The 20971-nt window shown below is 57.9% G+C and carries 18 protein-coding genes and 3 tRNA genes; 20 read left to right on the top strand and 1 reads right to left on the bottom strand.

Annotated elements, in window-relative coordinates:
* Positions 1-212 precede the first annotated feature (212 nt).
* The 13 genes from greA to serS all read left to right on the top strand — a co-directional run bounded on the left by greA (position 213) and on the right by serS (position 11718).
* Entirely contained in the window at positions 213-701 is a 489-nt protein-coding gene (greA, locus tag VB144_10545; protein MEA4884069.1) for a transcription elongation factor GreA, read from the top strand.
* 16 nt (positions 702-717) lie between these two features.
* A complete protein-coding gene (lysS, locus tag VB144_10540) occupies positions 718-2205 on the top strand; it encodes a lysine--tRNA ligase (GenBank protein MEA4884068.1) in 1488 nt (495 codons plus the stop codon).
* Between the two features lie 22 nt (positions 2206-2227).
* Entirely contained in the window at positions 2228-2959 is a 732-nt protein-coding gene (gene nagB, locus VB144_10535) for a glucosamine-6-phosphate deaminase (protein ID MEA4884067.1), read from the top strand.
* A gap of 125 nt (positions 2960-3084) precedes the next feature.
* Positions 3085-3160 (top strand) — tRNA-Ala (locus VB144_10530).
* A gap of 227 nt (positions 3161-3387) precedes the next feature.
* The gene (locus VB144_10525) at positions 3388-3555 is read left to right on the top strand and encodes a 4Fe-4S binding protein (GenBank protein MEA4884066.1); all 168 of its coding nucleotides are present in this window, start codon (positions 3388-3390) and stop codon (positions 3553-3555) included.
* A 226-nt stretch (positions 3556-3781) separates the two neighbouring features.
* Positions 3782-4717 carry a pyridoxal 5'-phosphate synthase lyase subunit PdxS gene (gene pdxS / locus VB144_10520; protein MEA4884065.1) on the top strand — a complete coding sequence of 312 codons (936 nt, stop codon included), beginning with the start codon at positions 3782-3784 and terminating at the stop codon, positions 4715-4717.
* 50 nt (positions 4718-4767) lie between these two features.
* Positions 4768-5364, top strand: a complete 597-nt coding sequence (pdxT, locus tag VB144_10515; protein ID MEA4884064.1) for a pyridoxal 5'-phosphate synthase glutaminase subunit PdxT — start codon at positions 4768-4770, stop codon at positions 5362-5364.
* A 4-nt stretch (positions 5365-5368) separates the two neighbouring features.
* A complete protein-coding gene (glyA, locus tag VB144_10510; protein MEA4884063.1) occupies positions 5369-6631 on the top strand; it encodes a serine hydroxymethyltransferase in 1263 nt (420 codons plus the stop codon).
* Between the two features lie 160 nt (positions 6632-6791).
* Positions 6792-7367: a 2-oxoacid:acceptor oxidoreductase family protein gene (locus VB144_10505; GenBank protein MEA4884062.1), complete on the top strand. Its 576-nt coding sequence runs from the start codon at positions 6792-6794 to the stop codon at positions 7365-7367.
* Positions 7367-7672 (top strand): 4Fe-4S binding protein, encoded by a 306-nt coding sequence (locus VB144_10500; GenBank protein MEA4884061.1) that lies wholly within the window; start codon positions 7367-7369, stop codon positions 7670-7672. The genes VB144_10505 and VB144_10500 overlap by 1 nt, the downstream gene beginning before the upstream one ends.
* 25 nt (positions 7673-7697) lie before the next feature.
* The gene (porA, locus tag VB144_10495; GenBank protein MEA4884060.1) at positions 7698-8876 is read left to right on the top strand and encodes a pyruvate ferredoxin oxidoreductase; all 1179 of its coding nucleotides are present in this window, start codon (positions 7698-7700) and stop codon (positions 8874-8876) included.
* 11 nt (positions 8877-8887) lie between these two features.
* Positions 8888-9814, top strand: coding sequence for a thiamine pyrophosphate-dependent enzyme (locus VB144_10490; protein ID MEA4884059.1), 927 nt, complete (start codon positions 8888-8890; stop codon positions 9812-9814).
* A gap of 620 nt (positions 9815-10434) precedes the next feature.
* The gene (serS, locus tag VB144_10485; GenBank protein ID MEA4884058.1) at positions 10435-11718 is read left to right on the top strand and encodes a serine--tRNA ligase; all 1284 of its coding nucleotides are present in this window, start codon (positions 10435-10437) and stop codon (positions 11716-11718) included.
* 90 nt (positions 11719-11808) lie between these two features.
* Here serS and VB144_10480 read toward each other — a convergent pair whose 3' ends face one another.
* The gene (locus VB144_10480) at positions 11809-12843 is read right to left on the bottom strand and encodes an HD-GYP domain-containing protein (GenBank protein MEA4884057.1); all 1035 of its coding nucleotides are present in this window, start codon (positions 12841-12843) and stop codon (positions 11809-11811) included.
* A 277-nt stretch (positions 12844-13120) separates the two neighbouring features.
* Between VB144_10480 and VB144_10475 the strand changes: the two genes are divergently transcribed.
* The 7 genes from VB144_10475 to VB144_10445 all read left to right on the top strand — a co-directional run bounded on the left by VB144_10475 (position 13121) and on the right by VB144_10445 (position 20969).
* A tRNA-Ser gene (locus VB144_10475) sits at positions 13121-13209 on the top strand.
* A 32-nt stretch (positions 13210-13241) separates the two neighbouring features.
* Positions 13242-13333: transfer RNA gene (locus tag VB144_10470), tRNA-Ser, on the top strand.
* An 83-nt stretch (positions 13334-13416) separates the two neighbouring features.
* Entirely contained in the window at positions 13417-14181 is a 765-nt protein-coding gene (locus VB144_10465) for a tRNA 2-thiocytidine biosynthesis TtcA family protein (protein ID MEA4884056.1), read from the top strand.
* Between the two features lie 144 nt (positions 14182-14325).
* Positions 14326-14991: an outer membrane lipoprotein-sorting protein gene (locus tag VB144_10460; GenBank protein ID MEA4884055.1), complete on the top strand. Its 666-nt coding sequence runs from the start codon at positions 14326-14328 to the stop codon at positions 14989-14991.
* Positions 14992-15019: 28 nt separating this feature from the next.
* Positions 15020-18280: an efflux RND transporter permease subunit gene (locus VB144_10455; GenBank protein MEA4884054.1), complete on the top strand. Its 3261-nt coding sequence runs from the start codon at positions 15020-15022 to the stop codon at positions 18278-18280.
* Between the two features lies 1 nt (position 18281).
* Positions 18282-19334 carry a hypothetical protein gene (locus VB144_10450; GenBank protein MEA4884053.1) on the top strand — a complete coding sequence of 351 codons (1053 nt, stop codon included), beginning with the start codon at positions 18282-18284 and terminating at the stop codon, positions 19332-19334.
* 123 nt (positions 19335-19457) lie between these two features.
* The gene (locus tag VB144_10445; GenBank protein ID MEA4884052.1) at positions 19458-20969 is read left to right on the top strand and encodes an MATE family efflux transporter; all 1512 of its coding nucleotides are present in this window, start codon (positions 19458-19460) and stop codon (positions 20967-20969) included.
* Positions 20970-20971: the final 2 nt, after the last annotated feature.

Below are 20971 nucleotides of genomic sequence, written 5' to 3'. Positions count from 1 at the left end.
GTGCGCTCTCCAGGCGACTTGCGGGGCGGTGGCGCGCGCACTCCTTGACAAGCTGGGATGGTCTTGCCATAATATTGGCGTGACTTGTGGCGGTTGCGCCATCCTTTTTTTTCACCTTTGCGGCTCTGAATCCGATCGCGCATGCGTGCATAGAATGGATACCATGCCGGGCTGTGAGCCCGGAATTGATGTTCGAGGGGGAACTACGAGCGATGCCCGAGAAGGAAGTAATCCTCACTGCCGAGGGGCTTCAGAACCTCGAGAAGGAACTGGAGCACCTTCGCGTGGAGAAGCGACGCGAGGTTGCGGAGAGGATCAAGCAGGCCAAGGAGTTCGGCGACATAACCGACAACTCCGAGTATGATGACGCCAAGAACGAGCAGGGCTTCGTCGAAGCACGCATCGCGCAGCTGGAGTGGATGCTAAGGAATGCGAAACTCATCGACGGCTCGGGCGGCGACCAGGACTCAGTGTCTGTCGGCTCCACTGTGATCCTGACGGAGATCCTGAAAGACGGCAAAGATGGGGAAGCCGAGGAGTACACTATAGTGGGCTCGGCTGAGGCAAATCCAAGCAAGAAGCGGATTTCCAACGAATCGCCCGTGGGCAGGGCTGTTCTCGGCAAGACCGTCGGGAGCACAGTGCCGGTATCGGTTCCTGCCGGGGTAGTGATGTACAGGGTGGAAAAGATCGCAAGATAAGGGTGAGTGTGACCAAATGGACGAGCTTGGCGGTAATGTCAGCGAAAGCTCATTGCTAGGCGACGAGATTGCTCAGCGCCAGGCGAAGCTGGACTACTGGAGGGCTCACGGTGTAGACCCGTTCGGTGGAAGGTTCGTCAGGACCCACAGCGCCTCCCAGGTGATCGAGAGCTTTGCACAGCTCGATGGAGTACAAGTATCCCTGGCAGGCCGGGTGATGGCTGTCAGGGGACATGGAAAGGCCTCGTTCCTCGATCTTCTGGACCTCTCAGGGCGGATTCAGATCTACGCCCGCCAGGACACCATTGGCGAAGAGGCATACTCCATGCTCGGCCAGGTGGATATCGGCGATATCATCGGCATCAATGGACGGGTTTTCCGGACGCGACGCGGTGAAATCAGCGTCGATGTCTCCTCCTTCACGATGCTCTCGAAGGCGCTTCGGCCCCTCCCGGAGAAGTGGCACGGCCTCAAAGACGTGGACATGCGCTACCGCATGCGCTACGTTGACCTCATAGTCAACCCGGAGGTTCGGAGGACGTTCATTCTTCGAACGAAGATCGTCGGTGCGATCAGAAGTTACCTTGATTCTCGCGGGTTCCTTGAGGTGGAGACCCCTGCGATGCACACACTGGCGGGAGGCGCGGCAGCCCGGCCTTTCATTACGCATCACAACGCGCTTGATATGGATCTTTACCTTCGGATTGCGACAGAGCTGCACCTTAAGAGGCTGATAGTTGGCGGCCTGGAGCGCGTGTACGAGATGGGCCGCATCTTCCGGAACGAGGGCATCTCCACAAAGCATAACCCGGAATTCACATCCATTGAGCTGTACCAGGCTTATGCCGACTACCACGACATGATGGACATAACCGAAGGCCTCGTGTCGTACGTCGCGCAGACGGCGCTTGGCGCCACTCACGTCACCTATCAGGGCGCCGAGATCGACTTCGCGCCTCCGTGGCCGAGAGCCACGATGCGTGATCTCGTGATCAGGCGCACAGGCGTCGACTTTCCGTCGCTTCCACAGGCTGAAGCCGTGCGCGCGGCCCGTGGCATGGGCCTGGAGGTTGACGATGATGCCTCTTGCGGCAAGTGCCTGAGCGAAGCGTATGAGGAGAAGGTCGAAGCGAATCTGATCCAGCCCACCTTCGTGTTGGACTACCCAATCGAAGTGTCGCCTTTGGCGAAGAAGCTCTCAGGCGATCCCCGTTTCACATACAGGTTCGAGGCGGTGTGCGCTGGGCGTGAACTAGCCAACGCCTTTTCAGAGCTGAACGACCCAATCGACCAGAGGGAGCGGTTCATGTATCAGGTGGCTCAGAGAGAGCACGGCGACGACGAGGCTCATCCTCTGGACGAGGATTTCCTGACTGCGCTGGAATATGGCATGCCCCCCACCGGTGGAATGGGTCTTGGAGTGGACAGGCTAATAATGACCCTGACGGATTCCGCGTCGATCAGGGATGTCATCCTCTTCCCTCAGATGCGTCCGAGGGACTAGACGAGTATTGGAGGCTGTGCCTGTGCAGGTTGTCATATGCAGAGATTATGCCGAGATGAGCTCCAGGGCGGCCCACTTCATCTCCGAGCGGGTCATGAGGAAACCCCACATGGTGCTCGGGCTTGCCACTGGTGAGACTCCGGTGGGCATGTACGCTGAGCTTTCCAGGCTCCATCGGGAGGAAGGGCTCGACTTTTCCGGCCTTACGACTTTCAACCTCGACGAGTACTGTGGGCTTGCCCACGATGATCCCAGAAGCTACCATACGTTCATGGCTGATAACCTGCTCTCTCACGTGAACCTAAACCCATTGCTAGTCCACATTCCAGATGGGGCCGCTTTGGATGCCGACGGCGAGTGCGCGCGCTACGAAGCTCTCATTGAGGCAGCCGGCGGCATTGATCTGCAGGTCCTGGGAATAGGGATGAATGGCCACATAGGTTTCAACGAACCGGGAACGGACAGGAATTCCACTACCCATGTTGTGCAGCTTGCCAGGCAGACTGTTGAGGTGAACCAGGCCAAGGGAGGGTACGACACTCTACCAGGCTCTGCCATGTCCATGGGCATCGGAACGATCATGAAGGCGCGAGAGATAGTCCTCCTGGCATCCGGAGATGGCAAGGCCGACATTATCAAAAATGCTCTGGAGGGTCCGGTTACCCCGAAGACGCCGGCATCCATCCTTCAGACCCACCCCAGCGTAGTGTGCTTTCTGGACGCAGCTGCTGCTTCGCGCCTCAGCAAACGCTGAGTTAATGGGGGAATTCGGCAACCAGCCTTTGCCCGTTGCCTCCGCGGCTTGCCTTCGCGCCTTCGCTTCGCCCGTTGACTTGAGAGCTATCGTGTGGTAGTATCAACGTTGCGAAGAGTTCAGATGGGCCCGTAGCTCAGCTGGGAGAGCGCTTGAATCGCACTCTAGAGGTCGCGCGTTCGATCCGCGTCGGGTCCACCATATTGCCTTCAGTTTCGTTTGAACGCGTCGGTAGAGGATTGTGCCTCCACCGGCGCTTTCTCCGTATCGTTATGCATCCAAGCCTTTCGCTGCCTCGCCGCTGTTTCCTTGGAATTGCCGTGGGAAACCGGGGCTCACATCGAAAAGATGGGCGAGGGGTGATTGTATGACTCCCGGTCATCGTGTAGAATGAACCGGGTATTACACCTCAGAAGGAGTGTTTTCTGTTGGCGCACAAGATCAACAATGACTGCATTGCTTGCGGAGCGTGCAAGCCCGAGTGCCCCACTGAGGCCATCAGTGAGGGCGACATCTACGTTATCGATCCGGATAAGTGCATTGACTGCGGCAACTGCCACGATGTGTGCCCGGTTGGCGCGCCGAACCCGGCATAGCTCCTCGCACTCGCGGAGGCGTCTGCCGCAGGCTGTCTCGACGGCTCGTGCTCACGATAGTGGGAATGAACCTACACGCGTCTTGGGCTGGGCTCCTCCGCGTAAGCAGAGGAGTCCACGTGTTGTACGCCCACGCGTGGGCAGCGATGACCTGCGGCCAGCGGGACGGCGCAGTCGGCGAGGGCGCAGGGGCAATGTATTGTGCATGCTCTAGCAGTGTAGTACAATGAACAATGGATTTCGACACATGGAGGGATTCTGCATGGCGGGCGGAGAGACTTCCGAGAGGGGAACCCTTAGAGTCAAGGCCGGGCTAGCTCAGATGCTCAAGGGTGGCGTGATAATGGATGTCACAACAGCTGAGCAGGCAAAGATCGCTGAAGATGCCGGAGCGGTCGCCGTGATGGCGTTGGAACGCGTTCCGGCTGACATCCGTGCTGCCGGCGGTGTGGCAAGAATGGCCGACCCTACCGTGGTTGAGCGCATAAAGAGCGTCGTGACCATTCCAGTAATGGCGAAGGCGCGGATAGGGCATTTCGTAGAGGCACAGATATTAGAGGCCTTGGGAGTCGATTTCATCGACGAAAGCGAAGTGCTCACTCCTGCTGACGATAAATACCATATCGATAAGAACGCCTTCAAAGTCCCGTTTGTATGCGGTTGCAGGAACCTGGGAGAGGCCCTCAGAAGGATAGGCGAGGGCGCTGCCATGATGCGAACAAAGGGCGAGGCTGGCACTGGTGATATTGTGGAGGCCGTTCGCCATATTCGTGCGGTAATTGGAGATATTCGCAGGCTTCAGAATCTGCCCCATGAAGAGCTCATGACCGTCGCAAAGGAAATGGGCGCTCCATACGACCTCGTGTGCGAGGTAGCCTCCACTGGCCGGCTGCCGGTGGTCAACTTCGCCGCTGGCGGCGTGGCGATTCCCGCCGATGCCGCTCTGATGATGCAACTCGGCGCAGATGGGGTCTTTGTGGGCTCTGGGATCTTTAAGTCGGAGAACCCTGCGGCGATGGCCAAAGCGGTGGTTTTGGCGGTGGCGAACTACGCTGATCCGAAAGTCCTCGCTGAGGTATCTAGGGGGCTTGGAGAAGCGATGAGGGGAATCGACGCCTCATCCATGGATGAGGCCAGCAAAATTCAGGGACGCGGCTGGTAGCAGCGGGCGCAGCTGCACGATGTCCTACCATCTGGGGGTGCTGGAATCCGATGAGGATCGGTGTTCTGTCTTATCAGGGGGCTGTGTCGGAGCATATCGACATGGTCAGATCTCTCGGAGTGGAAGCGGTCCCGGTCAGGGATGCAGCTACACTGGCAGATGTGGACGGCCTGATCCTTCCGGGCGGAGAGAGCACTACCCACGGCAAGCTGCTCACGCAGTTTGGCCTCGATCGATCGATACGGGCTGCAGCGGAGTGTGGAATGCCGGTTTTCGGCACGTGCACAGGGCTCATACTCCTTGCCAGGGAGATAGTTGGGAGCGCCCAGCCAAGGCTGGGCCTTATGGACATATCCGTTGAGCGGAACGCGTTCGGGCGGCAGGTCGATAGTTTTGAAGTCGACTTGAATGTGGAGGGGATGGGTGAGCCCTTCCCGGGAGTGTTCATCCGTGCACCGATCATAAGGCAGGTCGCTTCGGAAGTGTCAGTGCTTGCACGTTTCGGCGGCGAGCCGGTCTTTGTGCGGCAGGCGCATCTTCTGGGCTGCGCTTTTCATCCTGAACTGACTTCCGATGCGCGAATCCATGCGCTCTTCGTTGAGATGGCGTCCGACTATCGGGCGCACAATGCGGAAAAGCGAGGGTGAACGTATGTACGACTATGTCAGACGCGAGGACCCGGAGATCGCCAGAGCGATATTCTCCGAAATCCATCGGCAGAACGACAAGATCGAGTTGATCGCTTCAGAGAACTTTGTGAGCAGGGCGGTTCTTGAGGCGCTCGGGTCGCCCCTTACCAACAAGTACGCAGAAGGGTACCCCGGCAAGAGATACTACGGCGGCTGTGAGTACGTGGACATCGCGGAGTCTCTAGCTATCGAGCGGGCAAAGGCGCTCTTCGGAGCGGACCATGCCAACGTGCAACCGCATTCCGGCGCCCAGGCCAACATGGCCGTTTACTTCGCCGCACTGGAGCCAGGCGATACCGTGCTGGGTTTGAACCTTGCCCACGGGGGGCACCTTACTCACGGGATGCGCCTCAACATTTCGGGCAAGTACTTCAACTTTATTCCATACGGCGTCCGCGTGGAGGATCAACGGATTGATTACGACGCCCTTCAGTCGTTGGCTGCTGAGCACCACCCCAAGATGATAGTCGCCGGCGCCAGCGCATATCCGCGAATCATTGATTTCCAGCGCATAAGGGCAATTGCTGATAGCGTGGGAGCCCTTGTGATGGTGGACATGGCGCATATTGCTGGCCTTGTGGCCGCGAAGCTTCATCCGGATCCCGTCCCGTACGCAGAGTTCGTCACCACTACTACACACAAGACCCTCCGAGGTCCCCGCGGTGGCATGATCCTGTGCAAAGCGGAGTGGGCGAAGAAGATTGACTCCGCGATCTTCCCGGGCACGCAGGGCGGTCCCTTGATGCATGTGATAGCGGCGAAGGCCGTGGCGTTCGGAGAAGCCTTGCGCCCGGAGTTCTCGGCCTATCAGAAGCAGATCCTGTCCAATGCTCAGGCCCTTGCATCAGGCCTGTCGGCGCATGGGTGGCGCCTCGTTTCTGGAGGAACAGATAACCACTTGATGCTCATGGACATGAGGGGCACTGGGATCACGGGCAAGGCGGCTGAACGCGCACTTGATGAGATTGGGATCACTGTGAACAAGAACGCGGTCCCGTTCGATCCAGAAAAGCCCATGGTGACGAGCGGTGTCCGAATCGGCACTCCAGCCGTAACAACTCGTGGGCTGAAGGAATCGGAGATGGGCGAGATAGCAGCGCTCATCAGCGATACCCTCTCCAACATCGGGTCGGAGGATGCACTAGCAGTGGTGAGAAGCAGCGTGGAAGGGCTGACCCGCAGATTCCCATTGTACCCTGAACTTGTCGCTGAAGCATCATTCTGATAGTGTAATCATGCGAGCTGGCCAACGGGCCAGCTCGGCAATTGGCTTGTGGCGTATGCCCCGGGCTTTCGAGGCGTACTTCATAAATGTACAAGCTGTGCCCACACCAGACTGGGCGATGTTCTGTACGAAATAGCATCACTGTAGGGGGAGGAAAACCATGGGTAAGCTCCTGGAAATTCGTTGGCATGGTCGCGCTGGCCAGGGAGCCAAGACCGCCGCGCTCGTTCTCGCCGAGGCGGTCATCTCCGCGGGGAAGTATGCTCAGGCGTTCCCTGAGTATGGGCCCGAGAGAATGGGCGCGCCTATGCAGGCGTTCAACAGAATCAGCGATGAACCAGTCACCTTGCATTGTCATGTCCAAAACCCGAGCATCGTAGTTGTGCTTGACTCAACGCTAATCGCAACGGTGGATGTGAAGGCCGGTGTGCCCGAGAACGGGATATACCTGGTCAACACTCCGCTTTCCCCAGCTGAGATGTGCGCGAAGCTGAATCTCGGGGGCAGCCCTGCAAAGGTGTACACCCTCGACGCGACTCAGATCTCCATGGCTGCCATAGGCAAGAACATCCCGAACACTCCGATGATGGGCGCCCTGATCGCGGCCACTGGGTTGCTGAGCCTCGAAGCGCTGATCCAGGATACCGAGCACAAGCTAGCGAAGAAGCTGCGTCCAGATGTGGTCGCCAAGAATCTGGATGCTATTAGAAGGGCCTACCGGGAGGTGGCTTCATAATGTCAATTTCCAAAAGCGCAGGGTGGAAGGACGTACTGAAGGCAGGACGCATCACGGAACCCGGATGTGCTGCAAAGTACGAGACAGGCGGATGGCGGACGTACCGTCCGGTTCATGTGCCGGAGAACTGCATCAACTGCCTGTTTTGCTGGATATTCTGTCCTGACCAGGCGATCCTCGTTGAGGACGGTAAGTTCAAAGGCATCGACTATGCCCACTGCAAGGGCTGCGGAATCTGCGCTCGTGAGTGCCCTGGTAAGCGCGGGAACAAGGCCCTTACAATGATCAAGGACGAAGAGGCCTAGACGAAGTAGGGAGGAGGAGAAAAGAATGAGTACTAGAGTTGCCAAGACAGGCAACGAGGCAGTCGCAGAGGCGATGCGCCAGATAGACCCGGACGTTGTGGCTGCCTATCCCATCACGCCTCAGACAGAGATCGTGCAGATCTTCTCCAGCTTCGTCGCTGACGGCAGGGTGGACACCGAGTTCGTGACGGTTGAAAGCGAGCATTCGGCGATGAGCGCTACGGTGGGCGCGGCCTCGGGTGGCGCGCGGGCCATGACGGCGACTTCCGCCAATGGGCTTGCGTTGATGTGGGAGATAGTGTACATCGCCGCTTCCATGCGACTTCCAATCGTGATGCCCGTTGTGAACAGGGCGCTGTCGGGCCCGCTCAACATCCACTGTGACCACAGCGACACGATGGGAGCGAGAGACTCTGGATGGATCCAGCTGTTCTCCGAGAATGCACAAGAGGCTTACGACAACGCCATTCAGGCGGTGAGGATCGCCGAGCACAAGGATGTGCTGCTTCCCACCATGGTGACGATGGATGGTTTCATCATAAGCCACGCCATGGAAGTCATGCACACCCTGGAAGACGACGTGGTGAAGAAGTTCATAGGGGAGTACGTGCCGGAGAATCCGCTTCTCGACGTGGATCACCCGGTCACCGTTGGTCCGCTGGACCTGTACGACTGGAACTTCGAGCACAAGCGGCAGCAGGCTGAGGGCATGAGGAACGCGGGGAAAGTAATCCTCGACGTTGGGCGCGAGTATGGCAAGCTCACCGGGCGTGGGTACGGCTTCTTCGAGGAGTGCATGCTCGACGACGCCGAGATCGCCATAGTAGTCCTGGGCTCTACAGCTGGCACTGCGCGCGAGGTCATCAAGACGCTGCGCGCGGAGGGCGTGAAGGCTGGAATGCTGAAACTCCGAACCTTCAGGCCGTTCCCTGCGGTTGAGCTCGCTGAGGCATTGAAGCACGTGAAGGCCATAGGGGTGATGGATCGGTCCGACTCGTTCAACGCTGTGAGCGGACCTGTGTTTGCGGAACTCCGTTCGGCCATGTATGGCGTGTGCGGAGCGAAGATCGTCAATTACATCTACGGGATCGGCGGACGCGACGTCACGCTCGAGAACATCAGGTCGGTATATGAGGACCTTAAGAAGACGGCTGACACAGGCATGGTTGAGAGAACTCTCACCTACCTGGGTGTCAGAGAATAGGAGGTGTGCACATGGCGACTCTGAAGGAACTGTCGAAGAAGGAAGTCATGATCTCGTCAGGTCACCGCGCCTGTGCCGGATGCGGTTTTCCGATCATCATAAAGCAGGCGCTTCTTGCGGCCGACAACCCTGTGGTAGTCGGGTGTGCCACCGGGTGCATGGAGGTAGGCACCACAATATACCCGTATACCGCGTGGAAGACGCCGTTCATTCACAACGCGTTCGAGAACTCCGCAGCTACGGTGAGCGGAGTGGAGGCGGCATACAGGGCGCTTTCCCGCCGTGGCAAGGTGAGCAAGAAGATCGACTTCATCGCATTCGGCGGCGATGGCGGAACCTATGACATCGGGTTCCAGTCGCTTTCCGGGGCAATGGAGCGGGGGCACGATATGCTCTACATCTGCTACGATAACCAAGCGTATATGAACACTGGCATCCAGCGGTCGAGTGCGACTCCGCGCGGTGCGAACACTACCACGAGCCCTGTCGGAGCCGAGTCGTACGGCAAGAAGCAGTATCGCAAAGACCTGACAGAGGTTATGGCTGCCCACGGCATTCCATACGTAGCACAGGCCTCGCCGGCGTTCTGGAATGACACGGTGACCAAGGTCAAGAAGGCGCTTGCGGTGGAAGGCCCGGCGTTCATGAACATCATCCAGCCGTGTATGCTAGGATGGAAGTTCACCTCTGACAAGACAATCGAGATCGCGAGGCTGGCGGTTGATACGTGTTTCTGGCCGTTGTATGAGGTGGAGAACGGGGAGTATAAGCTCACATACAGGCCAAAGGAGAAGAAACCCCTTGTGGAGTTCCTCAAGACTCAGGATAGGTTCCGCCACCTGTTCAAGCCGGAGAACGAGCACATCCTCACTGAACTGCAGGATGACGTAGACCGGAAGTGGGCGGTGCTCCTTGCGAAGTGCGGGGAGCAGGCATAAGCAGCCTGCTGCTTGGTGTAAGTCAGTTGGCCCTAATGGCCATGTGGCCCGACCGTCCTCCTGTGCGAGGACGATCGGGCCTTTCCGATTCGACTTGGTCCTTTTGGTCCTTGCGCCTATTGACATTCGCTGATCAGCAGGGTATCATAAGGGGTAATCGCAGACCGCCTCTGCGGACTGCGAATCGAAAACACGATGAAGGGGAGCAGTATCCCGTCATCCTCTGCAAAGAGAGCCGGACGCGCCTTGCGCCTGCCTACTAGGAAGAGCCGAGTGGGTGGGGACTAACGGAGGCGCTGGTGGGAAACGGTGAGTGGATGCGGGTGAATCCGCCCTGGAGTGGCTGGCCGAAAGAGAGTAAGCTGGGCCGGGACCGCCCGTCATAGCGGAAACGAGAGGGTGCGCCTGTAAACAAGCACCTAGCAGCGGTCTGCGAATGGGAGCTTGTTCAGGCGGCCAATCGGGGTGGCAACACGGGAGAGTTTTCCCGCCCCCGGCGGCGAGAGTCGCAGGGGGCGGGTTTTTTGTTGCCCAAACCGGCGACAGCCTCTGCAGTGTTGCGCGTTGGGCAGGGGCAAAGGTAGACGGCGCAAGAGACCTATCGAGAAGGGGTGGCTGATGTGCTTGATCTGAAATTCGTGCGGGCGAACTCCGACGTTGTTCGGGATTCCCTTGTGCGCAGGGGAGAGGATACCCGCATACTCGATACCCTGCTTTCGAAGGACGAACGCCGCAGGGCGATGCTTGTGGAAGTGGAGGAACTGAAGCGACGGAGGAACGAAGCCTCGGAGAAGGTCGCGCGAATGAAGAAGCAGAAGCTCGATGCGGCGGAGATAATCGCGGATATGAAGGGTGTGGCTGATAGTATCCGAAAGCTCGATGATGAGCTTTCCGCTGTAGACGCGGAGATCCAAGAGATGCTGCTTGGAATTCCGAACATTCCACATCCATCCGTTCCCTTGGGCAAGGATGACACCGAGAACGTTGAGGTTCGACGGTGGCGTGAACCAACGACGTTCACGTTCGCGCCTCAGGCTCACTGGGATATCGGGGTCGCCCTCGGGATCTTCGATTTCGAGCGAGCTGCCAAGATCACAGGCGCCAGGTTCGTCATATACAAGGGGGCTGGCTCGAGGCTCTCACGGGCGATAACCAGCTTCATGCTCGATCTTCACACGACCGAACACGGATACAGCGAGGTATATCCCCCGTTCCTGGTGAACAGGGCATCGATGGTAGGCACTGGCCAGTTGCCGAAGTTCGCTGAGGACATGTTCAAGTGCGAGGGCCTTGACTACTACATGATTCCGACTGCTGAGGTTCCTGTGACGAACATGTACCGCGGCGAGATACTCGACTGCGCCTCTTTGCCCATCAAGCATTGCGCTTTCACAGCGTGTTTCCGGGCTGAGGCTGGCGCATCCGGTCGTGACACCAGAGGGCTCATTCGTCAGCATGAGTTCGACAAGGTGGAGATGGTGAAGTTCGTGCATCCCGATACGTCCTATGATGAGCTCGAAAGCCTCGTCTGCGACGCTGCCGCAGTCCTAGAGCTGCTTGAGCTTCCGTACCGGGTCACGAAGATGTGCACCGGTGATGTTGGCTTCTCGGCTGCGAAGAAATACGACCTTGAGGTCTGGATGCCCAGCTATGGCAGGTATGTTGAGATCTCCTCGTGCAGCAATTTCGAAGCGTTTCAGGCGCGTCGCGCAGACATCAAGTTCAGGCCAGCGCCAGGAGCAAAGGCAGAGTACATTCATACTCTGAACGGATCTGGGCTTGCCGTTGGAAGGACCATGGCGGCCGTGATCGAGAACTTCCAGCAGCCAGATGGGACAGTGATTATCCCTGATAGGCTTCGCCCCTACATGGGAGGAGCGGAGGTCATCTCCAAAGAGAAGTAGAATCCCGGAACAAAGCATGAGGCAAGTCGTGGGCAACAGATAGGGCCGCGCACCATCGGCAGCGTGGCCCTATTCAATAGCGAGGAGGATTCACTCGATCCTCTCGATGATAGCCAGTTCGCTATCACGGCTCACCTGGATCGACTCTCCCTCACGTGGACCGGATGCGATCGTAAGCTGGTAGATGCCCTTGGTTGCCCCGGATACGCAGGCAGTCGAGCCGTCCGACAGCCTCACCAAGCTGCCAAGGGGGTACTCAGCCACCACGCGCGTGAATGCCTTCACCACGTCGGGGTTGTAGCTCCTGCCTGCTTCCCGAACAATGATTGGCAGTGCCTGATGGGGCATCATGGCCCGCCTGTATGGCCTGTCGGATGTCATCGCGTTGTAGGAATCCGCAACGGCAGTCACCTTCGCGAGGTTCAGCATGGCTTCATCTTCTAGTCCTCGCGGGTAGCCCGAGCCATCGAATCTCTCATGGTGCTGCAGGGCTATGTGCGCAGGGATCAGTGGTATCTGCCTTCGAAGGAACTGGAAACCGTCCCACGGGTGCTGCCTTATCACATCCCAATCATCAGCGCTCAGATGAGAGACTTTCGAGAGTATCTCTTTGGGGATGAACAGCTTGCCCATGTCGTGCATTATGGCGCCTGTGCCAAGGTCCAGCAGTTCATACTTGTTCATGCCCATCTCTGAGGCGCACATCACCGACAAGACGCACACATCAACAGAATGGCCGAATGTGTAGTCATCGAAGGCTTTGATGTCGGCCATGTTGTAGATCACGTCTCTGTTGCCGAGGACCTGGTCCACTATGGACTCCACGATGGAGACGATCTTTGGGATGTCGATGCGGGAAGAGCTCAAGGCGATGTCGACAATTGAACGAAGTGTTTCCTTAGCCTGAACAAGGGTTTGCTGTTTCACCGGCTCCACGAGATTCTCAACCGGTTCGCTTTCGTAGCTCTTGATGTATATCGCGGAATACTGGAGATCCAGAAGGCGCTGGATGTACGAATCCTTGAGAACAGTATTGGCTGTAAGGAGGATCTGGCCGCGGGGTCCCCACACATGCCTGGCCAGGATCATCCCGGGTACGGAGTTGTGAATGGATATGTAACGCATCTGTGCCCTCCGAGGATGGCGTCCACTGCCGTAGGTATCACAGGATATATCGACATGTTCAACGAAGAACTTATAGGTCCTGCAAGGTTTGCTGCACATCCGGGCCGAGCCCGCGCCGCTTCAGAAGGGTGCGGCCCAAGGAATGCGGAAGGAATGCGATGTAGTTGACGCGAGTTGGACGCAGGTGATATACTGATGTCGGCTCAAACCCGGTTCATTCCTTTCTCCGCGCGCCTACTGCAGCAGGGCGGGTGCGTGGGCGAAAACCGATGAAACAGGAGGGGTGTCCGAGCGGTTTATGGAGCCGGTCTTGAAAACCGGTGTCTCAGAAATGGGCCGTGGGTTCGAATCCCACCCCCTCCGCCAAATAGGCGATATAGCTGGTCAGGCTTTGAAGTGGAGAGATACCCAAGCTGGCTGAAGGGGATGGTTTGCTAAACCATTAGTAGGGGAAACCCTAGCGGGGGTTCGAATCCCCCTCTCTCCGCCACTTATGAATATCACTGTCATGAGGCATGGCCACCCGATCGGGAGGCCATGCCGTCTTGATTTCGCAGGACGGTGGTGATCCTGATGTCTGCGAATTGCCTGCCCAAGCCGTATCATTCCAAGCTTCTCAGGGGAATTCTCGAATTCGACCTCATAAGTCCTGGCGACAAGGTGTTGATCGGGCTGTCCGGCGGGAAGGACAGCATGTTTCTCATGTACGCCCTCAATGTGATCCAGTCATACCTGGAGATTCCGTTTACTATTGCAGCTGCGACTGTGGACCTCGGTTTCAAGCATCCGCTCGATGTCGATGCTATCCGACGCTATTCCGCCAGTCTGGGCGTTGAGCACTATCTGATCACTACGCGAATCGCCGACATAATCGAGGAGCGATCCTCTAGGCAGAACCCGTGTGCGGTCTGTTCGTATTTTCGCCGCGCAGCCCTAAACCGGTTTGCGTCGGAGCATGGCTTCGAGGTGGTCGCCCTGGCCCACCACAAGGATGACGCCATGGAGACATTCCTTATGAACATCATCTATGCAGGTAAGGTGAGCACTCTTCCATGGAAGACCCACCTGGCCCGCACAGGCGTCACGGTGATACGTCCAATGATGTATCTCACTGAGAAGGATGTCATCAAGGGTGTGCGTCTGGCGCAAATCGAACCCGTGCCGAGCCCTTGCCCATATTCGGCGAATACCTCGCGCGCTAGGGCCAAGAAGCTCATACTAGATCTCTCCAAGGAAAACCGCATGGTCCGTGCCAACATTGCCGCCGCGATGCGGAACGGGGAGGACGTGGAACTGTGGCCAGCCGAGAAACGTCATTACGAAGGGCAGCTCGATTGACACTGGTTTTCCACGATGCCTATAATATCGTTATGCGTGTACTAGCTGGGATTGGGGGCAGTATCTGTGCGAGGCGTGGTTCATCATCAGTATCATTCTAGACGGTCACGCTGGCCCGTGACGCACCTGGAGCGCCTTCTGGCCGTGGCTGTCGTCATCATTCTTATGTCTGTTGGACCGTCACAGGCTGCGCCCTCAGCAGACGAGATTGCAGTTCGGGCCTCAGAGAAGCTCAGGGAGATTCAGACAATTCAGGCCGACGTAGCCGCGGATTACTCGGACCCATCCGGGAAAGCGCCAATCAAGATGACAGTGCGAGTCTCGGCGGATCGTGTGAGTAAGCTTACTCGGATGGAGATCACGGAGCATCAGGTCCTCGAGGGGCAGATTATCATACTTGACATGAAGAAAGACCAGGCAACTGTGTATATGCCCGTCACCGGGCAGGCGTACCGCGGCAAGACTCAGAGCATTGCTGCGCAGCTTGGGCTGGACATGGGTACATTGGACCTGGATCATCTCCTATCGTTGGATCCCGCTGGTGTGATGGTGTTCAAGTACGTGCGCCAGGACAAAATAGATCGCCTTCCATACCATGTCATCGAGACCAGATCCAAGGATGAGCAAACAGGGTATCAGCTGGTATGGGTGGACTGCGAGACCTACATGGTTCGAAAAGTGGAAGTCTACGACTCCCAAGGAAAGAGAATTGCCGCTGTTGCGATAAACAATCTCAAACTCAACGCCAAACTGGATGCGAACAAGCTCCGGGAACTCCCCAAGGGAACCCGGATCACTGACATCAAGTGATGATCCGGCGTTTCTGGAGGGAAGCTCGATGAGTATCGCTGAGCAGTCAATACGCCGTCCGGTCACAGTTTTCATAGCGGTGACCGCCTGCCTGCTCTTTGGTTTTCTCGCTCTCGGTAGGATAGGCCTGGACCTTCTGCCTGAGATTAACCTGCCGATGATCGCAGTAGTCACGGTGTATCCCAATGCTGATCCGGATACCGTTGAGGGAACTGTGACCATACCAATTGAGAGGGCGCTGCGGTCGGTTCGAAACATCAGAACCGTCACCTCAACCAGCATGGAGAATGCGTCTCTATGCCTTGCTGAGTTCAACTGGGGGGCTGATCTGGGCGCTGCGCAGGAGGAGATGCGCTCAGGCCTCGATAGGGTGGGCTACCAGCTTCCCGAGGGAGTCCAGGAGCCGATAGTCAGCCGGATCGACCCATCGGAGATTCCAATGCTCACGATGAGCATCGGCGCGCCTGGAGATGTGAGCGACATCACGTCGCAGGCACGCGAAATCGTGAAACCCGCAATCGAGAGAGTGGAAGGAGTCGCTGGAGCCTCAATAACCGGCGGCGCGGACCGGGTGATCACTGTCGAATACGACCATTCCAAGCTGCAGAGGAGCGGGCTGAGTCCGATCCTGCTTCAGCAGCTCATCACCTTCCAGAACCTGTCGATTCCAGCCGGAGTAGTCATCGATGAGGGTGTAAGGTACCAAACAAGGGTAGGGGCGAAATTCACCTCCGCAGATGATGTTGCGGGGCTGGCAATTGGGCTCAGGCCCAGAGACGAATCAGAAGGATCCGCTCACGGCGGGCTTCTGGGGCTCTCCATGCTCGCACAGCCATTCCTCACAGTAGCCGACGTGGCGACCGTGAGGGAGACCTTCCAGCGAGCTGAGGGCTACACTCGCATAAATGGCAAGTCAGCGATCGTGCTATCAGTGTACAAGCAGTCAGGTGAGAACAGCGTCACTGTGGCCAACCGAGTGAAGGCAGCCATGGCAGAGCTGATAAAGAAGTATCCCGATATCGAGCTGAGCTACATATTCGACGAGTCTCAGTTCATCACCGGTTCAATTCGCGATCTGACCAACAGCGCTGTGCAAGGCGCCATACTCGCCGTGATCATCCTTTACGTGTTTCTTAGGCATGCGACTAGCACCTTCATCATAGGCGTGTCGATTCCGCTGTCGATCATCTTCACCATTGTGCTGATGTATGTGTCGAAACTCACGATCAACCTGATGACCCTGGGCGGGTTGGCTCTTGGCGTGGGCATGCTGGTGGACAACTCCATAGTCGTACTGGAGAGTATCTTCAGACGGCAGGAGCTAGGAGATCCACCTATGACTGCCGCGGTTAACGGCGCCAAAGAGGTGGGAATGGCCATTGCCGCATCAACAATGACCACCGTTGCGGTCTTCCTGCCCATCGCCTTTCTCGGGAGCCTCGCTGGAGAGGTGTTCAAGGATCTCGCAATCACAGTGACATTCTCGCTCCTAGCATCGCTGGTTGTTGCGGTTACCGTTGTGCCGCTGGCTGCCGGCCTGTTCGTGGGCATATCCAAGGATCGCATTACGTCGATGCAGGGGGATGTGGAGAAACGGCGTACGCTTCTTGGCGTTTACGACAAGGCTCTGAGCTGGTCGCTCGCGCATAGATGGATTGTTTTGGGAATTGTCGGCGCAGCTGCAGTGGTGTCGGTATGGATCTATCCCAGGCTGGGAATGGAGTTTCTGAAGAAGATGGACATGGGCCGCGTGGATGTGAGCGTGCACATGCAAGCTGGAACTCCGGTAGAGGTCACGAACCAGGCTGCACTGGCCATTGAGGGAGAGCTTGTGAAGGCTCCTGGAATTGAGTCAGTCACAGCTGAAGTGGGTTCCGCGGGATCTGGCGACTTCCTTGCAGTGGCCAGCGGCGCCTCATCCAACATGATCTCCCTTGGCGTGAAACTTCGGAGGGATGGGCGTGATCAGCTTTCCGCAGACGAGGCTGGCGGTCGAATACGTGAGGCGCTTGAGTCTACGGCTGAACACTACCCGGGCATGGATTACAATGTGGACACTACGGGTTACGGCCTTCTCACCGGCGGGATGCTTGACCTATTCGGCAGCAGCGTGAGCCTTGAGATCTTCGGGCTGGATGCTGCACGCCTCAATGAGTACGCGGAAGCGATTGTCGACAAGCTGCGCGCCGTCCCGGAGTTCATAGAGGTGTCGTCCACCGCAAGCGAACTGCAGCCGGTGATGCTCCTCGATGTGAATCCAAACAGAGCACTACTGGGGAGTCTGACGGTGGGCCAGATCGGAGTTGGGGTCCGCACGGGCATGCTCGGGACTACTGTTACATACCTGGAGCGCAACGGCGAGCTGATCCCTGTGATTGTGAAGCCTGCTTCTGAGGGCACTCCGACTCTGGAAGGACTAATGGCGATGCCTGTGTCGGCCAGCCTATCCACATCGGGGATCATGAGTTCCGCGAGTGAGATGGGGAGCAATGCCTCCGCTGCGGCCCGCACGGCCGCAAGCGTTGGGCCCTCCCTGCTGGCGCCGCCCACTGAGGTGCTCGTGGGCAGGGTTGCGACTCCCAAGGTGGTAGATGGGCCGATGAAGATAAGTCGGCGCAACGGCAGGCGCTACGTGCTTCTGACTGTGGCTTTCGATGGCATGAGCCTATCTGCTGCAGGGAAGAAGGCTCTCTCAGTTGCCAGCGAGGTCGACATGCCCAAAGGGTACGATCTCGAGCTTGCAGGTGTGAACCGTATCATGGCGGATTCCTTCGCGGATCTCAAGCTCGCGGCGGTGATTGCGGTTGTGCTCGTGTACATGGTGATGGCGGTGCAGTATGAATCGCTATTCTATCCGCTTATAATCATGTTCACAATGCCTCTGGCTGCAATAGGCGCGATCGGGCTTCTTGCGTTGGCAGGAGAGACGATAAGCCTCACAGCGATTATCGGCCTTATTGTGCTTGCTGGCATCGTAGTGAACAACGGAATCGTCATGGTGGACTTCATCAACCAGCTCAAGACGGAAGGTTTGGGCATACGACAGGCAGTTGTGGAGGCGAGCCGCGCGCGGCTTCGACCCATACTCATGACTGCTCTCACCACCATATTGGCATTGGTCCCGCTCGCGGCGGGTTGGGGATCTGGGACAGAGATGGAGCGACCGCTTGCCCTAACGGTAATCGGCGGGCTCACTACGTCCACGTTCCTTACCCTTTTCGTGATTCCCATCATCTACGAGCTGATGGAAGGATTTGCCCAGAAGCTCCGGCGTAAGGGGGTACGTTAGATTGAAGCACGGCGGATTGCGGATGGTTGCGATCTTCGTGGCCCTGCTCATCTCATTTGGGTCTGTCACAGTCATTGCGGCGCCTGTGACTGTGGTCGAGGGTAGCCCGGTGGTGTTCAGCGGGCTGTCGATCATCCATGATGATGACCGGCTGAGCCTCAAGGTCAACTGGGTCGGCCTTGCCTCTGACCTGGAGTGGAATGGCGCCACATTCAGGCTTGGAGGTGCGGTCAATCCGGGTGTAGCCGGATCATCGCTGGGAACTACAGCCTACACGTTCGGCTTGGGCGCTGACGTTGCCAAGATGTTCAGCCTCGTAGCCGCCGTGGAAGCATCTGGCATGTTGTATGTCCAGGACAATGGAGATGGCGCCCGTTTGGCGGGCGTTGGGAGGGCCACTGGATCCACAGCGAGGATAGGCCTAACGACCGACTTCGGCATGGCGCCAGAGGGCTTTGACGCCATGCCGGCGCGGCTCATAGGTCAGGAACGATGGCCGGACCGACCAGGGGTGGATCTGGCGGGCAGGGGATGGGCGAACCTAACAGCGGCTCTCCAGACATCGCGTACGCGGGCGGATTCTGTGCGCATAGGATATACGAAAGAGCTTGGCGCCGAGAACTGGAGGGCGGATGTTGGCTACGGCGGAAAATACAGCCCAGAGGGGCTGGGTGTCGCGGTCAAGCTGTACTCCGGGGTGGCCTTCGGCGCGCCAGCCGTCACGCTCATTTCCGAGCTGGCCCTGCGGGCAGACGTGACGGATAGAGCTGGCGCCGAGGTTGCGGTGATCGCGCAGAGCGGAGGCGCATCGCAACACGTGTGGCTATCTGGATCTGGATGGCTATCCCTTGGCGATAGGGCGGATGTCAAGCTGACTGTCTCCGCGCCCGTGGTGGGAGGGTCCGATTACGATGGCCCAGCCCTATTCCGGCCCATCAACTCGGCAGCGATGTCCTTCGGGTTTGAGTTCTCGCAGGGGCTCATATCCAGTGTGAACGGAAGGTACGATTTCCAGACGAAAACAGTCGGGCTGGAGCTTGCATCCAGATTCTAGGGGGGCTTCGGCGCGTGCGCATTCGTGCGCGAGGCCTCGTACGCGGGATTTCGCCCCGAGTCTGCGGGCAATTGATGCTCTGCAGCCCCGGGGCTGTAACTCTGATATGGGGGACAGTGCCTGATGTGGATGATCCCGGTTGGAAACCAGAGTGACTCCGTTGGCGTTGACGTGTCGAGTGAGATGGCAGGCGCTGCGGTCGACATGGGCAGTATGGAGTGTCCAGAGCCAAGGACAGCGGATGCGGCGCCAGGGGATGTCAAGGGAGTCTTCTCCGGTACGGACCTCGACCACATGATGGCTGACCCGAGAGCCATGCGCCGGACGATTATGGCGCTTGCGTGGCCAGTCGTTGCGGAGCAAGTGCTCGGAACCATGACGCAGATGGCGGACATGATCATGGTGGGCAGATTGGGAGCGGCCGCAGTCGCTGCAGTCGGCCTTTCCAATCAGCCCCTTTTCATAGTGCAGGGGCTTTTCATGGGGCTAGGAGTGGGCGTCACCGCTCTCGTGGCCCGTTTCATCGGAGCTGGCGACAAGAGGCGGGCAAACGAAGTCACATCGCAGGCCCTCGCCATCACCGTGGCTCTCGGCGTTGTGTTGGCGGCAGTCGGCTATCTGTACACTCCGTGGCTCGTTCGGTTCATGAAAGCCGGCTCTGACGTCGTGCCTTTCGCTGTGGGCTACATGGGCGCGCTGATGCCAGGTCTCTTCATGCTGGCCATGAACATGGTGATCTCTGCAGCTCTACGCGGCGCCGGCGACACCACGTTCCCGATGAAGGTGAACATCCTCATTAACCTCTCGAATCTCTTCGGAAACTACCTGCTCATCTACGGGCACTGGGGATTCCCAGCTCTGGGAGTCAGGGGCGCAGCCCTTGCCACCACGCTTTCGCGGATGCTCGGGGCCGGGGTTCTTACGCAGCACATACTCTCTGGGCAAGGAGTCGTAACAGCCAGGAGCGACTGCAAGTTCAGGTTCGACCTGAAGGTGATTGCTCGAATCCTCAATGTTGGACTCCCTGCTGCCCTTGAACGCATCAGCCTGTGCTTGGGCCTGGCCTTCTATGTGAGGATCGTGGCGTCGCTGGGCACTGCCGCCTATGCTGCTCATGCCATTGCCATCAATGCGGAATCCATCTCCTACATGCCGGGGTTTGCGTTTGCGGTGTCAGCGACCACTCTCGTGGGGCAAGCACTGGGGGCGGGGAGGAAGGACGTAGCAGAACGGTCGGGTTGGGAATCATGGAAGATCAGCGCCGTCATAATGGGCCTCATGGGCATTGTGCTTTTCGTCTTTCCTGAGCAACTCATGCGGCTGTACGTTGATGATGAGGAGATCATCAAACTGGGCGCGGGCGTTCTTCGAATAATGGCGATTGCACAGGTCCCGATGTCTGCTGGCTACACGATTGTGGGCGCTCTGCGTGGCGCCGGGGATACGAGAGCGGTTCTTTATCTGACCATTGCAAGCGTGTGGGGAGTGCGCTTCTTTCTGGCTTGGCTGTTCGTTAACGTGCTTGGCCTCGGGCTTAGGGGCGCGTGGTATGCGATGGCCCTTGACTGGGTCGCGCGAGGCTCCATTTCAATGGTGCGATTCTCCTCAGGACGCTGGCGGGACATGAGTGTGTGAGG

The organism is Clostridia bacterium, assembly GCA_034926675.1.
Classification (GTDB): domain Bacteria; phylum Bacillota; class DTU025; order DTU025; family DTU025; genus JAYFQW01.
This window is presented reverse-complemented; position numbering and strand designations above follow the sequence as displayed.